Consider the following 17,645-nt stretch of genomic DNA (forward strand, 5'->3'; position numbering starts at 1 on the left):
AGCGTGGCAATGTTGTTTTAGTAGCGTGGCAATATTTTTTAAGCAAAAAAGCTGTTGTCAGTTAATTTTTTGAACGACCCAAGGGAGTGATAAACTTCTTTAATACCATTAACTTCTGAGCTTGCGAAAGTTCAATTAATCAACAAGTTCCCCAAGAAAAGTGTGGTGGTTATTGTTAGATATAAAAACTTTTTTATAGATATTCTTTGTGGTTTAAAAAAAATGCACTACATTTGCAATGTCTAACCCAAAGTCAACTTTATAGTTGTCATAACGGAGTGAAAATCACCGTGCTGAAAGCCCTGTGGGGTTTAAGGTGGGCAGGCATATATACATAAAAGGCGTTACTGACGCTTTGGTTTTGACGTGTTAGAACTTCGCAACTTCAAACTGTAAGTCAAAAACAAAGCAACGGAAACGCCCCAGGAGGTGTATTGTATTCATGCACTTAGTGTCGTTGTCACCATTTGGTTGATGACGCAGTAAGGCGTATTATATATCTACATCGGCGTGGGGCTTTCAGCGTTGCTCGTTTCGACTTACAGGGCAATGCGAAGGCCTTAACACGTGGAACGGGCAGAGGACTGACTCCACGCTTTTTTGTATGTACCAGTAAAACTAAACAGAATTATTAATTGGTCTTTCTTGGGAGTCGGATAGATCGTCTTTAAATCCTAACATTATGGAAAAAAAGAAGAACGAAGAACTCCAGTCACGTAGAGATTTCTTCAAAAAAGCAGCTAAAGGTGTATTACCTATTTTAGGAATGGTTGTTGTGGGTCCTTCGCTTATGTCGTGTAGCAAAGATGACGATGATGATGATGATTACGATTATGGTGGTTCTGGTAGTGGTGGCTCTAGCAGTGGTGGTTCCGGCGGTGGTTCCGGTAGTAATTCTTGTACTGGATGTGCAAGTGGATGTTCTTACCGTTGTGGAAAAACATGTTCGTCCGGTTGTTATGGCTCTTGTGATAATGATTGCTCTAGTGGTTGCTCTGGCAGCTGTAAAACAGGAAGTAAATACGATAAGACCTGTAGGGTTTGTCAAAGTGCTTGTTCCGGAGGTTGTGTAAAGGGTTGTAGCGCATCATGTGCTAAATCATGTTCTCATGGTAATGCTATAGATCCTGATTAATATTGTGTAAAGTTCCATAAATGAGTATGATAAAAGAAGTTAGCTCTGATTGGGAACGTTCTTATAAAAGCATTACATTTATTGTTACCAAAGATTGTCAATTAGCTTGTAAATATTGTTATCTTGTTGGTAAGAATGCAAAAGAAAGAATGTCATGGGATGTTGCCAAGAAAACGATAGATTATATACTTAACAACCACAGCTTCTTCAATGAAGAAGCTGTGGTTTGGGATTTTATTGGAGGTGAACCTTTCCTTGAGATAGATCTAATAGACAAAATCTGTGATTATATTAAAACAGAGATGTTTAGATTGTGTCATCCGTGGTTTGATAATTATAGGTTTAATTTCTCTACTAATGGAATTAATTACAATTCTGAGAAAATTCAGAGTTTTATTAAAAAGAATATAACTCATTTGTCTATCGGAATAACAATTGACGGAACAAAGCGTAAACATGATCTCAATCGTATTTGGAAAACAGAGGATATGGAACGCGGTGTTGTGCCAAACCAAAGTGAAGAAAAGGGTTCGTATGATGATGTTGTCAAGAATATTCCGCTTTGGTTGGAACAATTTCCTGGCGCAGGAACAAAGGTAACGATAAGTAGTGCCGACATTCCTTACATCAAGGAGAGTGTGCTACACCTCTACTCGCTCGGCATACACGAGGTGAATATCAACTGTGTGTTTGAGGATGTGTGGAAAGAGGGCGATGATGAACTCTTTGAAAATCAACTCATGGATCTTGCTGATGCCATCATTGATAGTGGTTATTATCAAGATTATGCTTGTTCGTTTTTTACAGAACATATGGGAAAGCCTATGGATTGCCAAATGGATAATCAAAATTGGTGTGGCGCAGGCCGAATGCTTGCTGTAGATGCCGAGGGCAATTTCTACCCTTGCACACGCTTTGCCCAATACTCCCTTCGTTCTAAGAAGGCTTGGATTATAGGCAATGTGCGCGACGGAATAGACAAGAACAAGCTTCGTCCGTTTCTCACGCTCGACCGTTGCACACAGTCAACACAAGAGTGTATAGACTGTGAGGTGGCGAGTGGATGCGCATGGTGTCAGGGCGAAAACTATGACGCTGCCGATACGCCAACCATCTATCAGCGCAGCACGGCTATATGCAAGATGCACAAGGCCCGGGTGCGTGCCAACAACTACTATTGGAACAAGCTCTATCGCAAACTCGAAAAGGAGGGTGAGCGTGAAGCCTTTGAAAACAACAAACCTAAGTCGAACGCACCTAAATGTTAAAGCCGATATGATAAAGTACATTGTGATTTTGTTGGATGACACATCCACTTCGTTCTGTCATTACGCCAATAGCAAGACCGTCCAAAGACCGATGCCGTTGCAGACCTTGAAGGATGGCATACGTTATGCGATGAAGGAGAATCTGAATATTCAGTTCGTATATCCGGAGTATACGCTCCCCAAAGAGTATTTGGAGGTGATAGATTCCATTGACCATACGGATATAAAGCCTTTTGGTGTAAGTAATAAAATAGGCAGCACAACCCTTTGTGGGTCGGATATTGTTGTGTTCAATACATTGGAGGAAGCCGTTGACAGCCAGGTAAGAAGCGATACAACATACGTTGTACGTACTGATAAGGCGTGTCTATTTGCAGGCTGCGACGCATTGGGGACGATTCTTGGTAAGGTTGCACGTTTGAATGTTGTCATTACAGATGTTCAGACATTTACCGAAGACGATTTTGAATCGTACAAATCATTGCTTGGCAGACTTTCTGAAAAGGTGGAACGGCTTTATGTCTCAGGTAGGTCGCCGCAATTGAATCTGCTTACCGACCGGCTGCTGCTTGACCAAATGAACAACTGCGGTGCCGGCGAAACGACAATAACGCTTGCTCCCGATGGTCGCTTCTATGTGTGTCCAGCTTTCTATCAGTCTGCAGGAGGTTACGCTGTGGGTGACCTTGAACATGGTCTTGACATAAAGAATCAGCAGCTATATCGTCTTGACCATGCACCGGTTTGTCGTAATTGTGATGCATGGCAGTGTCGGCGTTGTGTATGGATCAATCGCTTGACTACGCTCGAAGTGAATACTCCGAGTCATGAACAATGTGTTGTGGCTCATTTGGAGAGAAATCAAGCAATGAAATTGTTGAAACGCTTGAAGACTAAAGGGTTTGGTTTTGACCAAGAGATAAAAGAAATCGATTATTTGGATCCGTTTACAATAAGGCGTGAGTGGTAATAATAAGGATTTATAGAATGAAAAAGTTATTTTATTTAATGTTATGGAGTGCATTAAGTTGCGTTCCATACAATGTGCAATCCCAAAGTTTGGAAAGCCTGTTCGGTAAATTGGGAGAAAGTGTGGCATTGGGAGCTATTTTGAAAAATCCCAATCTTCAGTCTCAGGATATGCGAAACTATATTGCATATGTTAATTCTGGTGACAATTGTATCAATAACGCAAAATATGCAGATGCAATGTCATACTATAAAGAGGCAAGCAACATAATAAATCGAACTTACGATGGAAATTTGAAAAAATTGTATTTCAATTATGGTTGGGGCGATGCTTTGAAACAATCTTATGATTATGCTTATAGTAAGTATAAATTACAACAGCCACAAACAAACAATTCTTATGGTGACAGTGGAGGTTATTATTATGTGCCATCCACACCGTCTACGGGAAATAACTACTCCAATTCAACAACTCCCAAAAGCAGAACTTGTAATCTGTGCCATGGAACAGGTAGAAAGATAAAGTTGCAATATGCTGCAGGTAAAGAGAAAATTTGTAGTGAATGTGGTGGAATAAAAGTTAGTGCTGGTCATTATCATGTAACTTGTGATTTGTGCCATGGGTCAGGAGTTCTTAATTATTAATTGGTAAATACTTTTATATTATGAGAAAAAAAATAGTTTTGCTTTTTGTAGCAATTCTTTCTTTAGCATTTTGTTCTTGTGAGGAAGATACTGGGGAAATATGCTTTGAATGTAATGGACTCGGGTTGTGTACCGAATGTGTGGGAACAAAACTCTGTATGGTATGTTATGGTGGCACTGATTTGTATTGCTCTTATTGTAGAAATACAGGTAAATGTCCTCATTGCAAAGGTTCGGGCAAATGTCCTAGTTGTAAAGGAAAAGGAACTCATTAAATATTAGAATATTATGGCAACAAAAAGAATAGTAGGACAGGTTTTGCCTGAAGAACGCGACGAGATACAGCAGCTCTTTGAACGTCGCAACGGATTGAATGAGCTTGCACGTATTGTTACAGCTGACAACATTGAGCTATATGAAAAACTCGTGAAGGATTTGGGTGAGACAGGCACACGTTTTCATCAATGGTGGGAGCGTATGGAACAGAAATACCAGTGGGAAGGTTGCGACGACAGCAGCTGGGAGATAAACTTCAATACATGTGACATATATCTTGTAGGAGGACAATGCGATGGATGCGGTGCTTAGTGTGATGATATTGCCTATGATGATAGGAACGTCGGAACTTCTGCTTATCGGAGCTTTGGTACTCCTTTTGTTCGGTGGCAAAAAGTTGCCGGAAATGATGCGTGGTCTTGGACAGGGCGTTCGCAGTTTCAAGGATGGCATGAAAGAGGGAAGCAAGGCGGAGGATTCTGAGGAAGACGAAAAAACATCGGCTGATGACAAACAATGACAACGGACTTATGACATTCGGGGGGCATCTTGAGGTTTTGCGCAAGATGCTCTTCCGTATTATTGGTGTAGCATTAGTGTTTGCCATTGTGATATTCTGTGCAAAAGATACCACATTCCGTTTGTTGCTTGCTCCGTGTGACAATGATTTTATGACCTATCGTTGGATTGAGAATATTGCACAGGAATTTGGCGTGGAATTTCGTTTTGCCCCGTTCCATGTGCAGCTGATAAACACCGAATTGTCGAGTCAGTTTATGACACACGTTTCAACATCAGTGTATCTTGCTTTACTTTTTGCTTCACCCTATGTCGTTGTGGAACTTTATCGTTTTGTAGCTCCTGCATTATATGAGAGCGAACGGCATTATTCTGTTGGTGTGTCTGTAGCGATATATGTGCTTTTTATACTCGGCGTACTGATGAGTTATTATGTGCTATTTCCATTTGCATTACGTTTCTTGGGTACTTATCAAGTGATGCCTGATGTCATGAATCAGATAAATCTCTCGTCATATATATCTACGTTTACTACATTAACGCTACTTATGGGGCTCGTTTTTCAAATACCTGTCCTATCGTTTTTTCTTGCCAAGATGAATATGCTTGAGGCTGGTTTTATGAAGCACTATCGTCGTCATGCTTTCATTCTGATAGCAGTAGTCGCTGCTTTTATAACCCCTCCAGATATATTTACATGTTGTCTTGTAACGCTGCCGATGTATGGGTTGTACGAAATTAGTATTGTGATTGTGGGTAAGGTGAATACTACAAGTGCTCTTTCAGATAAGCAGTAATCTATTGTACGAAAAAAGCGGCTGCAGGAAATGTGTTGTTTCCGTCAGCCGCTTTTGTTATAATCTAACAAACTCAACGCCTTTAGTTGAATGTTTTTTGTCTTAATTATAAAGCAAATAGCTCTAATTCATACTTGTTTTTATTGTTAGTTGATGCTATTTAATCAATAAGTTCCCCAAGAAAAGTGTGGTGAATGCTTGTAAGTTCGCCAAGAAAAGTGTGGTGTTTGTGTGAAAGTTCGCCGAGAAAAGTGTAGTGAATGCTTGTAAGTTCGCCTAGAAAAGTGTATCTTTGCATTGTAAGTGTCAGTAAATTAGTAAATTAAGTAATTATGGAGCGTAGCATATATTCGAGTTTGAAAAAATGGAAAGACTCGCCAACCCGGAAACCGCTGATATTACAAGGCGCACGTCAGGTAGGAAAGACCTATATATTGAAAGAATTCGGAGCACGCGAATACTCGGAAGTAGTCTATATCAACTGCGACGACAACAACGATATGCAGAATATGTTCGTCGACTATGATGTAGATCGCATCATACGCAGTCTGAGTGCAATCTCCGGCATATCAATAAAGCCCTCAACCACACTTCTTATTCTTGACGAGATACAGGAAGTGGAGCGTGGACTTGCCTCGTTGAAGTATTTTTGTGAGAAAGCACCCGAATATCATGTGGCTGTAGCTGGTTCGCTTCTTGGCATAACCCTGCACGAGGGCACATCGTTTCCCGTTGGCAAGGTGGATATGTTATACATGTATCCAATGGATTTTGAGGAATTTCTGTTGGCTATGGGCAAGGAGCAGCTCGTAGAATTGCTGCGCAATAACAGTTGGGCGACTCTGACACCATTGCGAGGTATGCTGACCGAACTGTTGCGTCAGTATTATTTCGTAGGTGGAATGCCTGAGGCTGTGAAGACATACGTAGAGCGTGGAGATATATGGGAGGTGCGTTCCATCCATTCTAAGATAATAGATGCCTATCGCAACGATATGTCGAAACACGTGCCCAAGCAGCAGGTGCAGCGCATAAACATGGTGTGGAACTCTATACCGTCGCAGTTGGCTCGCGACAACAAGAAGTTTATCTACGGGGCGTTGCGCAAGGGCGCACGTGCCAACGATTTTGAGATAGCAATACAGTGGCTTGTTGATTCGGGTTTGGTGCATAAGGTGCATCGCATAAGCAAACCGGTTGTGCCGTTGAAGTTCTATGAAGACATGGCTTCGTTCAAACTCTTTCTGCTCGACTGCGGACTGCTTGGTGCTTTGTCAGAAACACCTCCCGAGCAGATACTCATCGGCGACAATGTGTTTGAAGAGTACAAAGGCGCTTTCACAGAGAACTATGTCCTGCAACAGTTAAAGTCGTTGTCGCGCACCTTCGTCTATTATTACAGTAATGACAATTCGACATTGGAGATTGACTTCGTTGTTCAGCACGAAGCGCATGTAATCCCGATAGAAGTGAAGGCTGAGGAAAATCTCAGGGCTAAGTCGTTGCGCCAGTTCGTCACAGACAATGCAGGTCTGCACGGCGTGCGCTTCTCTATGTCCGACTATCGTGAGCAGGATTGGCTGACGAATGTGCCACTGTGGGCTGTAAGGTGGGCGTTTTAAGGCGTAGGCAATCTGCGAAGGCATACGAAAAAGCGGCAGCTGGAAACGTTTCGTTTCCGGCTGCCGCTTTTACTTTTCTTACTTAAAATGCTATGCTTAGGGTGCGTGGAGGGTGTGTCAAAACTATAGAATTGTGATGAATGGCTAACTGTAGGAGACTACGGCATTCTTGCCGTAGTCATTGCAAACAGTTGTATTTCAGTTACTAATGGCTACGGCAGGAATGCCGTAGCCTCCTACGATTAGAACCGTTTGCTATTCAATTTGCCAAATATTTTAGTTTTGACACACCCTCCTCCTATCTTTTTACTTTTAAAAGCAGAGCGTTTTACTTTTTTACTTTTTTACCTTTTTACTTTTACCCATTACTGCACAACGTACTTCTTTCCGTTTACGATGTAAATGCCCTTGTTGAGTCCGTCGAGGGCGTGGTCGGCATCGTTGGTGGTGCGCACGAGTGTGCCGCTGATGGTGTAGATGCGTACCGGGCGCGGAGTGGTGGGCGCGTTGACGGTGATGATCGACGTTGGGTTCTGGTAGTTGTCGTAGCTGAACGGCACGTTCTGCATGTCGCCCCAGATGTAACGCTCCAGACCAGGATAGTCGACGAACGGGTTGCGGTTCTTCTGCACGCCGTAGGCAGCCGTGTTGCGGTTAATCTCCTTCTCGCTCACGGGGTCCTGCTCTGCCCACTTCAGCAGCAGGTTGAGCGCCCACTCCTTGTAAGCAGGATAGGAGTTGCCGGCGAGCATCGGGCTCGACCAACCGCTTATCTTGCTCTCGTAGCATGTAGCCATGTAGAGATAGATGCGCGCGAAGTCGCCCTTGTAGATGTCGTTCGGCTCGAATACGGTGCCCGTGTAGCCGGGAGTTGTTGACTTACCGAGTTTGCTGAAACCCTTGTTTGATTTGTATGTCTCGCCCTTGGTCTCACCGAACGGATTGTTGCCGCGCATACCATTTACCTTTCCGTCGGTTGGCACTACGTGAACAATGTCGCTGACCATTGGCGATTTCTTGTTAAACCAACTTTTCGGGAACGAGTGTTCGCGGTTATATATATCGCCTTCTTTCTGATAGTTGCCACCATTATCGTTGAAGTTATAGTTGGTCGTGCAAGAATACATATCCCAGACTTTGCCGTCATCGCGGCGGTCGGTCTTCTGATAAGCCGAAATAAGTCCGTTATATGAAACAACGTCTGGGTTGCCGATAATCTTTGATAATGCTGTCTTCAGAGCCTTTCCCTTCTTGCCGTCGGCAGCGCTGTAGTAGGTGCCACTGTTGTTGGGGCCTTGTGCGAAGGCACCGACGAACGAGAAGATGGCGATAGTGAATAATGATTTGCGTAAAGAAATATTCATCTTCCTGTTTTTTTAGTTGTGTACCAGTGTGCCGATTTCCTCGCCCTGCATCACCTTCTTCAGGTTGCCCACGATGTCCATGTTGAACACGTAGATAGGCAGGTTGTTCTCCTTGCACATTGTGGTGGCGGTGAGGTCCATCACCTTCAGACCGCGTGTGTAGATTTCGTCGTAAGTGATGTCGGTGAACTTCGTAGCTGTCGGGTCCTTCTCGGGATCGGCTGTGTAGATGCCGTCGACGCGTGTGCCCTTGAGCATCACGTCTGCCTCAATCTCGATGCCGCGGAGCGACGAGCCGGTGTCGGTGGTGAAGTAGGGCGAGCCGGTGCCGGCAGAGAAGATGCAGACATATCCTGCCTCCATTGCCTCGATAGCCTTCCACTTAGAGTAGAACTCGCCGATAGGCTCCATGCGGATAGCTGTGAGCACCTTAGTCTTCACGCCTAATGCGCCGAGCACCGAGCTGAGTGCGAGCGAGTTGATGACGGTAGCGCACATGCCCATCTGGTCGCCCTTCACGCGGTCGAAGCCTTTCGATGCGCCGCTGAGTCCGCGGAAGATGTTGCCGCCACCGATGACGATGCCAATCTGCACGCCCATTTCGTGTACTTCCTTGATCTGCTCTGCGTATTCGCCCAGACGAACGGGGTCGATACCGAAGCTCTGCTTGCCCATGAGGCTCTCGCCACTGAGCTTGAGGAGAATTCTCTTGAATTTTGCCATGTTGTATGTTTTGTTTGTTTTATTTGTTATTGTTGGGGTGTTCTCTCTGCTTGGTTGGTGCACCCCCTTGTGTGCACCCCCTTGTGATGCAAATGTACTGCTTTTTCGTGATGTAGCCAAACCATTATAGGATAAACCTCACTTCCTTCATCCAATACGTGCGTTCTTGCCCATTTGCGTCGGTGAGATGCAGGCATCCGTTGGGCGCAACGCGGCTTATGCGTGCCTCGAAGTGCTCATGCGTGGTGCAGTCTTCGTAGGCGTGCAGCCCCTCGCGACGGAACAGTGCAGCGTTGTATTCGTGGATGATGCCGCTGATGTCGCCCTCTTCGGCGCGCCGGTAGTATTCGTTGAAGCTAAGAAGCACGGCATCAAGCACCTCGTTGAGTGGTGTCTCCCTACCTATTATATTATATAGCGACACGGGATTGGGCGCATTGCTGCGAAATTCGTGTTGGTTCACGTTCAGTCCGATGCCGTAGACACAACGCTCCAGGGTCTTGCCCTTCACGGTGGTCTCGATGAGTGTACCGCTAATCTTGCGGTCGCGCCAGTAGATGTCATTGGACCACTTCAGCGTGATGTGGTCGGTGTAGCGGTCGAGTGCCGCCTTCAGAGCCAGTGCGCCAGCCATCGACAGCACATATTGGTCAGCCACGCCGATGCTCTGTGCGTTTGCCAGTATGGAGAACAGCAGGTTCTTGCCGCGCTCGCTCTCCCACGAGTTGCCGGCTTGCCCACGTCCTGCCGTCTGATATTCAGCCACCGCCACCACCATCTCCTTAGGCGGTGGAATGGGGTGGGCGAGGAGCACATCGTTCGTCGACGTGGTCTCCGTGAGTTTTAGTATCTTCATTTTCAGAGTTTTGAATTCAAAATGCCAAGCACGGGTTGAACGCATCGACGATGTGCTCCACTTGCGCCGTCTCCTTCGTGCCGCCGATTACGGAAATCACGTCGAAGCGCAGTTCGTCAAGCACGTTCAGCATCTTTACATACGAGTCGGCAGCCATGCCGATGTTGCGTATCTTCTTTCGGTCGATCGCCTCCTCCGGCTTTGTTATGACATCGTTCGATCGCGTCTTCACCTCCACGAATACGATGGTGCGCAGGTCGGGCGACCGCGCGATGATATCGATGTCGCGGTGACCATCGCGCCAGTCGCGCTCAATAATCTCGTATCCCGAGTTGCGCAGATAGTCGGCAGCCATCTCCTCGCCCCATTTTCCCGTGTCGTTATGCTTTGCCATGTTGTTCGTTTTGCAGGCAAAGGTACTGCTATTTGGAGAGACGACAAAGCAAGTAGGCTTGTTTTTGTTTAATTCGACCTCTACCACGTTACGGAGTAAAGCCACTTTCTACTTCCAAACATGGCAATAGCAGTTGTTTGAATGTTAAAATTGGATGGTATTGACAGATTTTTCGTATAAACCTTGCTTGTTATGATAAAATATCATTAAATTTGCAGTGGCTCTCAAGTCTGTGTGTCAAATTGGGTTCGCTCAATATCGATACGCAGGCAGCCAACGCCGAGCTGAAAACTGAGAAGTCCAAACAACTTTCTCGGTAATAAGCGGGCTATGGGTGGGAAGAGAGTCAAGACATATAGAAGGCGTTTATCTTACGCTGTGTTTGAGACGAACTGGAATCTTGCAACCTCTCAGTATCTAAGTCTTGAATATGGTCAACGGTAGATGTCCCGGGTGTGATTTATCAATTCCCGTGGAGACCTTGTAAGCATGGATTGCACCATTTCGGATGCAATCAAATGTATTATATAGGTCTCTTAACGGTACTGGTTTTCATATCGGCGTGGGCTCTGACGTTGTCTGTTCGACTTAGATAGGCAATGCAAGAGCCTCAGTTCGTGGAATGGACAACAGGACGATTCCACGCTTTTTTGTGTCAATAATTGCGGACTTAACGTCAGACATAAAAAACGATATGAACGCATTGCTTAATGCGCATACTCCCAAAGGTCGAAGCAAATCTCCTCACGTTGGACTTACCTCCAACGTCCTCCCCGAAGCTCAACGCTCACAAACAGGGGTGTCCTCGGACTATGTGCAAAAGGCAGATCACGAATGGTTCGTGTTGCGAGTTACATATAACAGAACACAGAAAGCACATGGCATCATATCAACCTCTGCCGTTCAGTCATATATGCCTATGCATTATGTTATTAAGAAAGAGATTGGGAAGAAGAAGCGAATATTACAGCCTCTTCTTCCCAATCTCTTTTTTGTATATGCTACAAGGGAGACTGTAAACTCCATTATCAAGAAAAAGGGAGAAGAAACATCTGTTTTGAAATTTTATCTTGATAAGACAAAACCATTGGAGGACAATGGCAAACATCCCCCTCTCACCATTCCATTTACATCAATGACGAACTTTATCAAAGCTACAAGTACAGACAGTGAGCATGTACGGATAGTGTCCGCGGAACAATGCCACTATAAAAGTGGTGACATAGTAAAGGTGATTGGTGGAGAATTTAAGGGAGTAACAGGTCGTGTGGCTCGTATAGCAGGACAGCAACGTGTCGTTGTGGAAATATCAGGGTTATGCTTAGTCGCAACAGCTTATATTCCAAATGGATTTTTAGAAACAGTACAAAATCAATTATAAATTAAAAGATTCCTACAATGAAAAAAATGTTCGTATGTACGTTTGCTATTCTTTGCCTTAGTGCAAACATAACAGCGCAGACAACAAAAGATGTTCGTAAAGAACGTCAAGAGATGCGTAAAGCGTCCAAGAGTGAGTTAAACGAAAAAGCATCTAAAGCTGCAAGAAAAGATGCCAAGAAACTAACAAAAGAAGGCTGGATAACGGCACCAGGTGCCTTACCTTTAGAGAAACAATTGGACAAGTCTTACATGATGCAGATGGAATATGATGATGACATGTACCCTAAGTATCTTATGGGCGAAGCGATGAGTATTGGCGAGAATTATGATGCAGCAAAAATGCAGGCCTTGGAATTAGCTAAGCAGAATCTTGCAGGTCAGATACAAACAGAAGTAACTGCATTGATTAAGAACTCAGTAGCCAATCAACAACTTGCAAATGAAGACGCTTCTTCATTGACTCAAAGTATTATGGGAGCCAAGAATCTCATCTCTCAAAACATCGGTCGTACCATAACTGTCATGGAATGCTATCGCATAAAGACGAACAAGAATAAAGAAGTGCTTGTTCGCATAGCATATAATGGTGCTATGGCAAAGGCGGCAGCAAAGCGAGCTATACAAGAGGAGCTGAATGAAAAAGGGGAAGAAATACATAAGAAACTTGATGAGATATTAGGATGGTAAAGAGGCTCCTGTGCTGCTTGATGTGCATCACATTCTCCATCTGTTGTTTTTCTCAACAGACTAAAACAGTAGATGGAGAATACACATACTTTGTGCCTGAGAATGTTGATTTGGAAAAAGCCAAGCAAATAGCGTTGGAGCGTCTGAAAATCCAATTGATTGCAGATGAGTTTGGCACAACCATATCACAATCGAATTCTACATTGGTTAAAAATAGTAATGGTGAATCGGATGTAGATTTTCTTTCTGTTGGAGGAAGTGAGGTTAGAGGAGAATGGATAGAGACGATAGGCAAGCCACAATTCAACATATCCTACGAAAAAAACATGCTTGTAGTGCGTGTTGCGGCAAAAGGACGAATAAGAGAAATTGTTTCTGCATCCGTTGACTTCAAGGCTTTGGTTTTGCGCAATGGCACTGATGACAAGTTTGAAAGCAACTCGTTTAAAAGCGGCGACGACCTCTTCATGTCTTTCCAGTCGCCCGTGGATGGTTATCTTGTCGTATATCTTATAGACGCTGACCAGCAAGCCTACTGCTTATTGCCATACCAAAACATGAAGACTGGCTGTTTCCACGTAGAAGCAAATAAAAAGTATGTGTTATTCTCAGCACAAGAGGTTTCTCCCAAGTTGAAGCCATACATTGATGAATATACAATGACTTGCTCTCGTAAACAAGAAACGAACATTATATATACTATCTTTTCTACAAACATATTTACGAAGGCTGTAGACAATAAGAATGATGAAGGGCTACCAAGAGAACTGTCTTATGAGGAGTTTCAGAAATGGCTCATACACAATCAGAATAAAGATAGAAACATAACCTATAAAATGACAGCAATAACAATTAACAAATAAACAATGAAAAGATTATACCTGACTTTTATCACAGCTTTATTCCTATGCGCAATAGCGTATGCAAAGGATATTAATGTAGGAGGTTTTCATTATAGAATTCTTAATGATAAAGAAGTTGCCGTTATTGGAGCCGAAGTCAATGATACGGTGCTAAGAATACCTTCTACTGTTTCTATACAAAACAAGCAGTATACTGTTGTGGAAGTTGCAAATAAAAAACCAGAGAAAAAAGGGAATGGTTGGGGATCTTACAAGAATCAATACTGGGGTGCTGAGACGAAAGATATTATCATTCCTCAAACTGTAAAAAATATTAGAGCGGGAGCGTTCTATTTTAATTCTTTTCGGAATATATATTTACCAGAAGAAATGGAGTATATTTCGAACTATGCTTTTTGTAGTTGCACGATAAATTATATACGATTTCCTAAGCGTCTTAAAGATTTTTATTTAGACGCTTTTGCATATAGTAATATAGGAGCATTGGATTTTAGAGATACACAGTTCTCTTATTTTGATATAAAATGGCTGGGCTCAATCAGACGACTCCATACCTTAATACTTCCACAAGGTATAGAAAAATTGAAACCTGTGGGTTCTGATTACTGTAATGAAATATTTGGTTATTATGATTTTTCGCTTCATTTGTCTATAGATGGCAATACTATAATAAAATCACTTGAAGACAAGTATAGTTGTTCTGCTCTATTTGAAAAAGTCATAGATTTGCAAATCAGAAACATTGAAAAAATTGACTTTAAAGTTCTTGAGAATTTTCCTAATTTGAAAGAAGTGTATTTAACAAAACATATAAGAGAAATTGGGAATAGTGCTTTTGTTGCTCTTCATCAAATAGTCAACTTGAAAAAGTTTACTTAAATGACAATGTTGAAATAATTGGGGACAATGCTTTTAGAGGAAATCCTAAATTATCAAATATACATTTTCCCCAAAAACTAAAGTCAATAGGTAATGATGCCTTTCATGGTTGTAAAGGTTTAGCTCATATAGATATTCCTACTTCTGTTACCTATATTGGCTTTTGTGCCTTTTGGGGTACGGGCATAAAAAACGTAAAAGGTTTGAATTCAAATATTAAGTATGGTATGTACGGCTATAAAAGCGACAATCCTGAATCTCCTTTTATGGGAACTCCCTTTGATGAGAAATTCGAAAAGATACAAACAACATTTAGCTATATGGCATTAGGCAAAATAGCTAAAGAAATACCACAATGGCAAAAAAAGAAAGAATATGAAACCACTGAACAATGGAAACAACGAGTTACTGCTGAAAATCAGAAAAATAAAGTTGATGAGATTGTAAATCAGGCAAAGACTGAATATATAGCTCTGCACAAACCTAAAACAACAAAAGGAACATTAGGTACATACGATGCCGACTATGGAGCTTATCCTGTTAGCATAGAAGGTGCAAACACCATCTACGCAAAGATACCGTTAGAAGAAGCAATGCAGTTCAAATCTAATTGGAGCAAAGTAGCAATGCAGCCGACCTATGGTATTATAGATGACAATATCGCTGTGACATCTTGCATATTCAGTTTAGGCAACAAGTCGTGGAAGAGCACTGAGAGGGCTGCGAATGACAATCTGGATTATTTAAGCTATGACGTGCCGACTCTGAATGTTGATCTTGACGGAAAAACTTCGGTCGCTCAGAATGCGTCTCCTAAGAAAGCTGTAGACAATACTATCGACAAGAACATTCCGCAAACTGCATCATTACAGTCGAACACTTTTGTCATTGCAATAGGCAACGAGAACTACAACCTTGTGCCAAAGGTTGCGTTTGCCAATAACGACATGAACATATTTGCGCAATATTGCCAAAAGACACTTGGCATACCCATGCAAAACATTCGTAAATATAAGGATGCTACATTTGGTTCTATGCTCTCGGCTCTCAATGACATTAAAGAGATTGCCAATGCTTATAACGGCGACATGAATGTCATCTTCTATTATGCTGGACATGGTATACCTAACGAGAAAGACCAAACAGCATATCTGCTTCCTACCGACGCTGACGGCAAATCAACAGAGGTGTGCTTCCCTCTGGCAAGGCTTTACAAAGAATTGGGCGAACTTAATGCTAAGTCTGTAATCGTATTTATGGATGCTTGCTTTAGTGGAGCACAGAGAGGTAATGGTATGTTGGCTTCGGCTCGTGGTGTTGCAATTAAAGCCAAAGAACAAAAACCTATGGGCAAACTTATTGTTCTCACAGCATCATCAGGGGAAGAAACCGCTTATCCGTATAATGAGAAAGCCCATGGTTTATTTACCTATTTCCTTTTGAAAAAACTGAATGAGACAAAAGGAAAATGCTCTTTAGGAGAATTGTCTGAGTATATCACTACAAATGTAAGACGCCAGTCTATCGTGATAAATCGGAAACCACAAACTCCCGCAATAATTTTCTCTGATTCCGTAAAGGATGAATGGATGAACTATAAGTTGACAAGATAATTTTATGAAGAATGATTTAAATAAACTCCGAATCATAAAAGAGGAAATAAAAACTGCTTTATTGTATAAAGACTATGATAAAGCGATGGAAGGCATAGGAAAATTAGAAGATTTTATAGATAATAATAACGTATGTTGGTGTAATATCATAAACTGTAAATTAAGGGATTTCTTAAATAATCTACCTCTTCAGATTTATCCAGGAACAGTACCAAATAGTAAACCATTAGAGATAAGAGTTACGAAAACTCCAGAAGGTAAAAAGAAAAGTTTTTTTGACATAGTATCAATACCGGATAATTCAAAAGATTCTCCATTATTACACAAGTTTGATAAATATACAATAGGCAAGAATAAAGCGGTTGCCGCCGTTATTCCCAAAAATGAAAATGGAAAGTTTACAAAATAACTTAGCTTCGTATATAGCAGAAAATTCAAGGCTATTCAATAAACATGCAGAAAGAATCGTCTATGCCTTGTTTGGGTCTTCATGGGCAGCAATGTTTACAACAGAAACGAATTTAGAAAAGAAGCAATTTTATATCGTTATTTTCCTTTGTATTCTATACTTGTCTATCGAAATGGTGTATCGCTTTATAATGCAACACATCGCTCGAGTTTTACACAAGTATGTTCGATTTGGGAAATTAGAACCTAAAAAAGCAGCCTCTGCTTGGAATTATATAAGTGACAAGACTTCATATATTTTATTAATAAAACTGCTGCTAATAGGATTAATGGTTGTTGTATTTGGCATTCATTATTGTAACTTATATGTTTAAATGACTAAGGAAAATACTCCTGACTTAATGACATTCGGCGGACATTTAGAAGTGCTTTGTCGAATGTTATTTCGTATTATAGGGTAGTTGCAGGTGCGCTCTCTGTAATCGTTATTATGATTGTTGCTGCAATTATAACACCTCCTGATTTGATGACACTTGTGTTGATAACGATTCCTTTATACCTGTTGTATGAAGTAAGCGTTAGAATCGTTAAAATTGTTGAAAGTAAGTAGGTGGTATGCGGTAGTGGTACTTATATTATAAAAAAATAAGTACCACTTATTTTGTGTTGTCTTTCTTTTGCATTATCTTTGTATTTACTTTTTTAGTGACTTAGTATCTACGATGTACTTATTAAGTATCCACTTGAAGACATAAAACGACATGGAGAATACAGAACAGCAGAAGAAGGACGAGCAGTTTATGCGTCGTGCTCTGGTGGAGGCGGAGGCGGCACGCGACGAGGGGGAGATACCCGTGGGCGCGGTTGTCGTGGCTGGCGACCGTATCATTGCGCGTGCGCATAACCTCACGGAGACACTTGGCGACGTGACGGCGCACGCCGAGATGCAGGCGATAACGTCGGCTGCTAACCAGCTCGGCGGAAAGTATCTCACCGACTGCACGCTCTACGTCACCGTAGAGCCTTGCATCATGTGCGCCGGGGCATTGGGCTGGGCGCAGGTGCGGCGCGTGGTGTATGGTGCTGCAGACGAGAAGCGCGGTTTCCGCGCCTTCGCTCCAAAGGCTCTGCACCCGAAGTGCGAGGTGGTGAGTGGCGTTCTGGAGGAGGAGTGCCGAACGCTTATGACCGAGTTCTTCAGGTCGAAACGTGGCTGATTTATAAATAAATAAACAACAATAACG

The 17,645-nt window shown here is 42.5% G+C and carries 20 protein-coding genes and 1 pseudogene; 17 read left to right on the forward strand and 4 right to left on the reverse strand.

Features of this window, described 5'->3' with window-relative positions:
* The first annotated feature begins 812 nt into the window (after positions 1–812).
* From HMPREF0673_RS14125 to HMPREF0673_RS04135, 8 genes are all read left to right on the forward strand, one after another.
* Positions 813–1,073, forward strand: a complete 261-nt coding sequence (locus HMPREF0673_RS14125; protein WP_157591625.1) for a hypothetical protein — start codon at positions 813–815, stop codon at positions 1,071–1,073.
* An 88-nt stretch (positions 1,074–1,161) separates the two neighbouring features.
* Positions 1,162–2,403, forward strand: coding sequence for a radical SAM peptide maturase, CXXX-repeat target family (locus HMPREF0673_RS04110; protein ID WP_157591626.1), 1,242 nt, complete (start codon positions 1,162–1,164; stop codon positions 2,401–2,403).
* A gap of 7 nt (positions 2,404–2,410) precedes the next feature.
* Positions 2,411–3,373: a CXXX repeat peptide maturase gene (locus HMPREF0673_RS04115; RefSeq protein ID WP_007898441.1), complete on the forward strand. Its 963-nt coding sequence runs from the start codon at positions 2,411–2,413 to the stop codon at positions 3,371–3,373.
* A gap of 17 nt (positions 3,374–3,390) precedes the next feature.
* Complete coding sequence (locus HMPREF0673_RS14130) at positions 3,391–4,017, forward strand: hypothetical protein (RefSeq protein WP_157591627.1); 627 nt, start codon at positions 3,391–3,393, stop codon at positions 4,015–4,017.
* A gap of 288 nt (positions 4,018–4,305) precedes the next feature.
* Positions 4,306–4,605: a CXXX repeat peptide modification system protein gene (locus HMPREF0673_RS04120; protein WP_007898446.1), complete on the forward strand. Its 300-nt coding sequence runs from the start codon at positions 4,306–4,308 to the stop codon at positions 4,603–4,605.
* Between the two features lie 19 nt (positions 4,606–4,624).
* Positions 4,625–4,813, forward strand: a complete 189-nt coding sequence (locus HMPREF0673_RS04125; RefSeq protein ID WP_216589873.1) for a Sec-independent protein translocase subunit TatA/TatB — start codon at positions 4,625–4,627, stop codon at positions 4,811–4,813.
* A complete protein-coding gene (gene tatC / locus HMPREF0673_RS04130; protein ID WP_007898449.1) occupies positions 4,800–5,609 on the forward strand; it encodes a twin-arginine translocase subunit TatC in 810 nt (269 codons plus the stop codon). Before HMPREF0673_RS04125 ends, tatC begins: the two co-directional genes overlap by 14 nt.
* A gap of 332 nt (positions 5,610–5,941) precedes the next feature.
* Complete coding sequence (locus tag HMPREF0673_RS04135; RefSeq protein ID WP_007898452.1) at positions 5,942–7,231, forward strand: ATP-binding protein; 1,290 nt, start codon at positions 5,942–5,944, stop codon at positions 7,229–7,231.
* A gap of 365 nt (positions 7,232–7,596) precedes the next feature.
* On the opposite strand, the gene HMPREF0673_RS04140 is transcribed toward HMPREF0673_RS04135, so the two are convergent.
* From HMPREF0673_RS04140 to HMPREF0673_RS04155, 4 genes are all read right to left on the reverse strand, one after another.
* Positions 7,597–8,595, reverse strand: a complete 999-nt coding sequence (locus HMPREF0673_RS04140) for an endonuclease (RefSeq protein ID WP_007898453.1) — start codon at positions 8,593–8,595, stop codon at positions 7,597–7,599.
* A gap of 12 nt (positions 8,596–8,607) precedes the next feature.
* Complete coding sequence (gene pyrH, locus HMPREF0673_RS04145) at positions 8,608–9,318, reverse strand: UMP kinase (protein ID WP_007898454.1); 711 nt, start codon at positions 9,316–9,318, stop codon at positions 8,608–8,610.
* 124 nt (positions 9,319–9,442) lie between these two features.
* Complete coding sequence (locus HMPREF0673_RS04150; RefSeq protein WP_007898455.1) at positions 9,443–10,174, reverse strand: biotin--[acetyl-CoA-carboxylase] ligase; 732 nt, start codon at positions 10,172–10,174, stop codon at positions 9,443–9,445.
* Positions 10,175–10,190: 16 nt separating this feature from the next.
* Positions 10,191–10,568, reverse strand: coding sequence for a YraN family protein (locus HMPREF0673_RS04155; RefSeq protein WP_007898458.1), 378 nt, complete (start codon positions 10,566–10,568; stop codon positions 10,191–10,193).
* Between the two features lie 694 nt (positions 10,569–11,262).
* On the opposite strand from HMPREF0673_RS04155, the gene HMPREF0673_RS04160 reads away from it, so the two are divergent.
* From HMPREF0673_RS04160 to HMPREF0673_RS04195, 9 genes and pseudogenes are all read left to right on the forward strand, one after another.
* Complete coding sequence (locus tag HMPREF0673_RS04160) at positions 11,263–11,949, forward strand: UpxY family transcription antiterminator (protein WP_172633638.1); 687 nt, start codon at positions 11,263–11,265, stop codon at positions 11,947–11,949.
* Positions 11,950–11,966: 17 nt separating this feature from the next.
* The gene (locus tag HMPREF0673_RS04165) at positions 11,967–12,638 is read left to right on the forward strand and encodes a hypothetical protein (RefSeq protein ID WP_007898462.1); all 672 of its coding nucleotides are present in this window, start codon (positions 11,967–11,969) and stop codon (positions 12,636–12,638) included.
* Positions 12,639–12,730: 92 nt separating this feature from the next.
* The gene (locus HMPREF0673_RS04170) at positions 12,731–13,501 is read left to right on the forward strand and encodes a DUF4384 domain-containing protein (RefSeq protein ID WP_245544225.1); all 771 of its coding nucleotides are present in this window, start codon (positions 12,731–12,733) and stop codon (positions 13,499–13,501) included.
* A gap of 3 nt (positions 13,502–13,504) precedes the next feature.
* Positions 13,505–14,380 carry a leucine-rich repeat protein gene (locus HMPREF0673_RS04175; RefSeq protein WP_007898464.1) on the forward strand — a complete coding sequence of 292 codons (876 nt, stop codon included), beginning with the start codon at positions 13,505–13,507 and terminating at the stop codon, positions 14,378–14,380.
* Positions 14,381–14,397: 17 nt separating this feature from the next.
* Positions 14,398–14,538, forward strand: a pseudogene (locus tag HMPREF0673_RS15040) (leucine-rich repeat protein); the annotation flags it as partial.
* Between the two features lie 45 nt (positions 14,539–14,583).
* Positions 14,584–15,993 (forward strand): caspase family protein, encoded by a 1,410-nt coding sequence (locus HMPREF0673_RS04180; RefSeq protein WP_083825692.1) that lies wholly within the window; start codon positions 14,584–14,586, stop codon positions 15,991–15,993.
* A 4-nt stretch (positions 15,994–15,997) separates the two neighbouring features.
* The gene (locus HMPREF0673_RS04185) at positions 15,998–16,402 is read left to right on the forward strand and encodes a hypothetical protein (RefSeq protein ID WP_007898466.1); all 405 of its coding nucleotides are present in this window, start codon (positions 15,998–16,000) and stop codon (positions 16,400–16,402) included.
* Positions 16,383–16,775 carry a hypothetical protein gene (locus tag HMPREF0673_RS04190; protein WP_157591628.1) on the forward strand — a complete coding sequence of 131 codons (393 nt, stop codon included), beginning with the start codon at positions 16,383–16,385 and terminating at the stop codon, positions 16,773–16,775. The genes HMPREF0673_RS04185 and HMPREF0673_RS04190 overlap by 20 nt, the downstream gene beginning before the upstream one ends.
* Before the next feature lie 387 nt (positions 16,776–17,162).
* Positions 17,163–17,618, forward strand: coding sequence for a nucleoside deaminase (locus HMPREF0673_RS04195; protein WP_007898470.1), 456 nt, complete (start codon positions 17,163–17,165; stop codon positions 17,616–17,618).
* Positions 17,619–17,645: the final 27 nt, after the last annotated feature.

Source organism: Leyella stercorea DSM 18206 (assembly GCF_000235885.1).
Classification (GTDB): Bacteria; Bacteroidota; Bacteroidia; order Bacteroidales; family Bacteroidaceae; genus Prevotella; species Prevotella stercorea.

What these genes read in the sequence shown, in the direction of transcription:
- HMPREF0673_RS14125 (WP_157591625.1), top strand. Translation starts at nt 813, where the DNA reads ATGATGATGATGATTACGATTATGGTGGTTCTGGTAGTGGTGGCTCTA.
- HMPREF0673_RS04110 (WP_157591626.1), top strand. Translation starts at nt 1,162, where the DNA reads ATGATAAAAGAAGTTAGCTCTGATTGGGAACGTTCTTATAAAAGCATT.
- HMPREF0673_RS04115 (WP_007898441.1), top strand. Translation starts at nt 2,411, where the DNA reads ATGATAAAGTACATTGTGATTTTGTTGGATGACACATCCACTTCGTTC.
- HMPREF0673_RS14130 (WP_157591627.1), top strand. Translation starts at nt 3,391, where the DNA reads ATGAAAAAGTTATTTTATTTAATGTTATGGAGTGCATTAAGTTGCGTT.
- HMPREF0673_RS04120 (WP_007898446.1), top strand. Translation starts at nt 4,306, where the DNA reads ATGGCAACAAAAAGAATAGTAGGACAGGTTTTGCCTGAAGAACGCGAC.
- HMPREF0673_RS04125 (WP_216589873.1), top strand. Translation starts at nt 4,625, where the DNA reads ATGATAGGAACGTCGGAACTTCTGCTTATCGGAGCTTTGGTACTCCTT.
- tatC (WP_007898449.1), top strand. Translation starts at nt 4,800, where the DNA reads ATGACAAACAATGACAACGGACTTATGACATTCGGGGGGCATCTTGAG.
- HMPREF0673_RS04135 (WP_007898452.1), top strand. Translation starts at nt 5,942, where the DNA reads ATGGAGCGTAGCATATATTCGAGTTTGAAAAAATGGAAAGACTCGCCA.
- HMPREF0673_RS04140 (WP_007898453.1), bottom strand. Translation starts at nt 8,595, where the DNA reads ATGAATATTTCTTTACGCAAATCATTATTCACTATCGCCATCTTCTCG.
- pyrH (WP_007898454.1), bottom strand. Translation starts at nt 9,318, where the DNA reads ATGGCAAAATTCAAGAGAATTCTCCTCAAGCTCAGTGGCGAGAGCCTC.
- HMPREF0673_RS04150 (WP_007898455.1), bottom strand. Translation starts at nt 10,174, where the DNA reads ATGAAGATACTAAAACTCACGGAGACCACGTCGACGAACGATGTGCTC.
- HMPREF0673_RS04155 (WP_007898458.1), bottom strand. Translation starts at nt 10,568, where the DNA reads ATGGCAAAGCATAACGACACGGGAAAATGGGGCGAGGAGATGGCTGCC.
- HMPREF0673_RS04160 (WP_172633638.1), top strand. Translation starts at nt 11,263, where the DNA reads ATGAACGCATTGCTTAATGCGCATACTCCCAAAGGTCGAAGCAAATCT.
- HMPREF0673_RS04165 (WP_007898462.1), top strand. Translation starts at nt 11,967, where the DNA reads ATGAAAAAAATGTTCGTATGTACGTTTGCTATTCTTTGCCTTAGTGCA.
- HMPREF0673_RS04175 (WP_007898464.1), top strand. Translation starts at nt 13,505, where the DNA reads ATGAAAAGATTATACCTGACTTTTATCACAGCTTTATTCCTATGCGCA.
- HMPREF0673_RS04185 (WP_007898466.1), top strand. Translation starts at nt 15,998, where the DNA reads ATGAAGAATGATTTAAATAAACTCCGAATCATAAAAGAGGAAATAAAA.
- HMPREF0673_RS04190 (WP_157591628.1), top strand. Translation starts at nt 16,383, where the DNA reads ATGGAAAGTTTACAAAATAACTTAGCTTCGTATATAGCAGAAAATTCA.
- HMPREF0673_RS04195 (WP_007898470.1), top strand. Translation starts at nt 17,163, where the DNA reads ATGGAGAATACAGAACAGCAGAAGAAGGACGAGCAGTTTATGCGTCGT.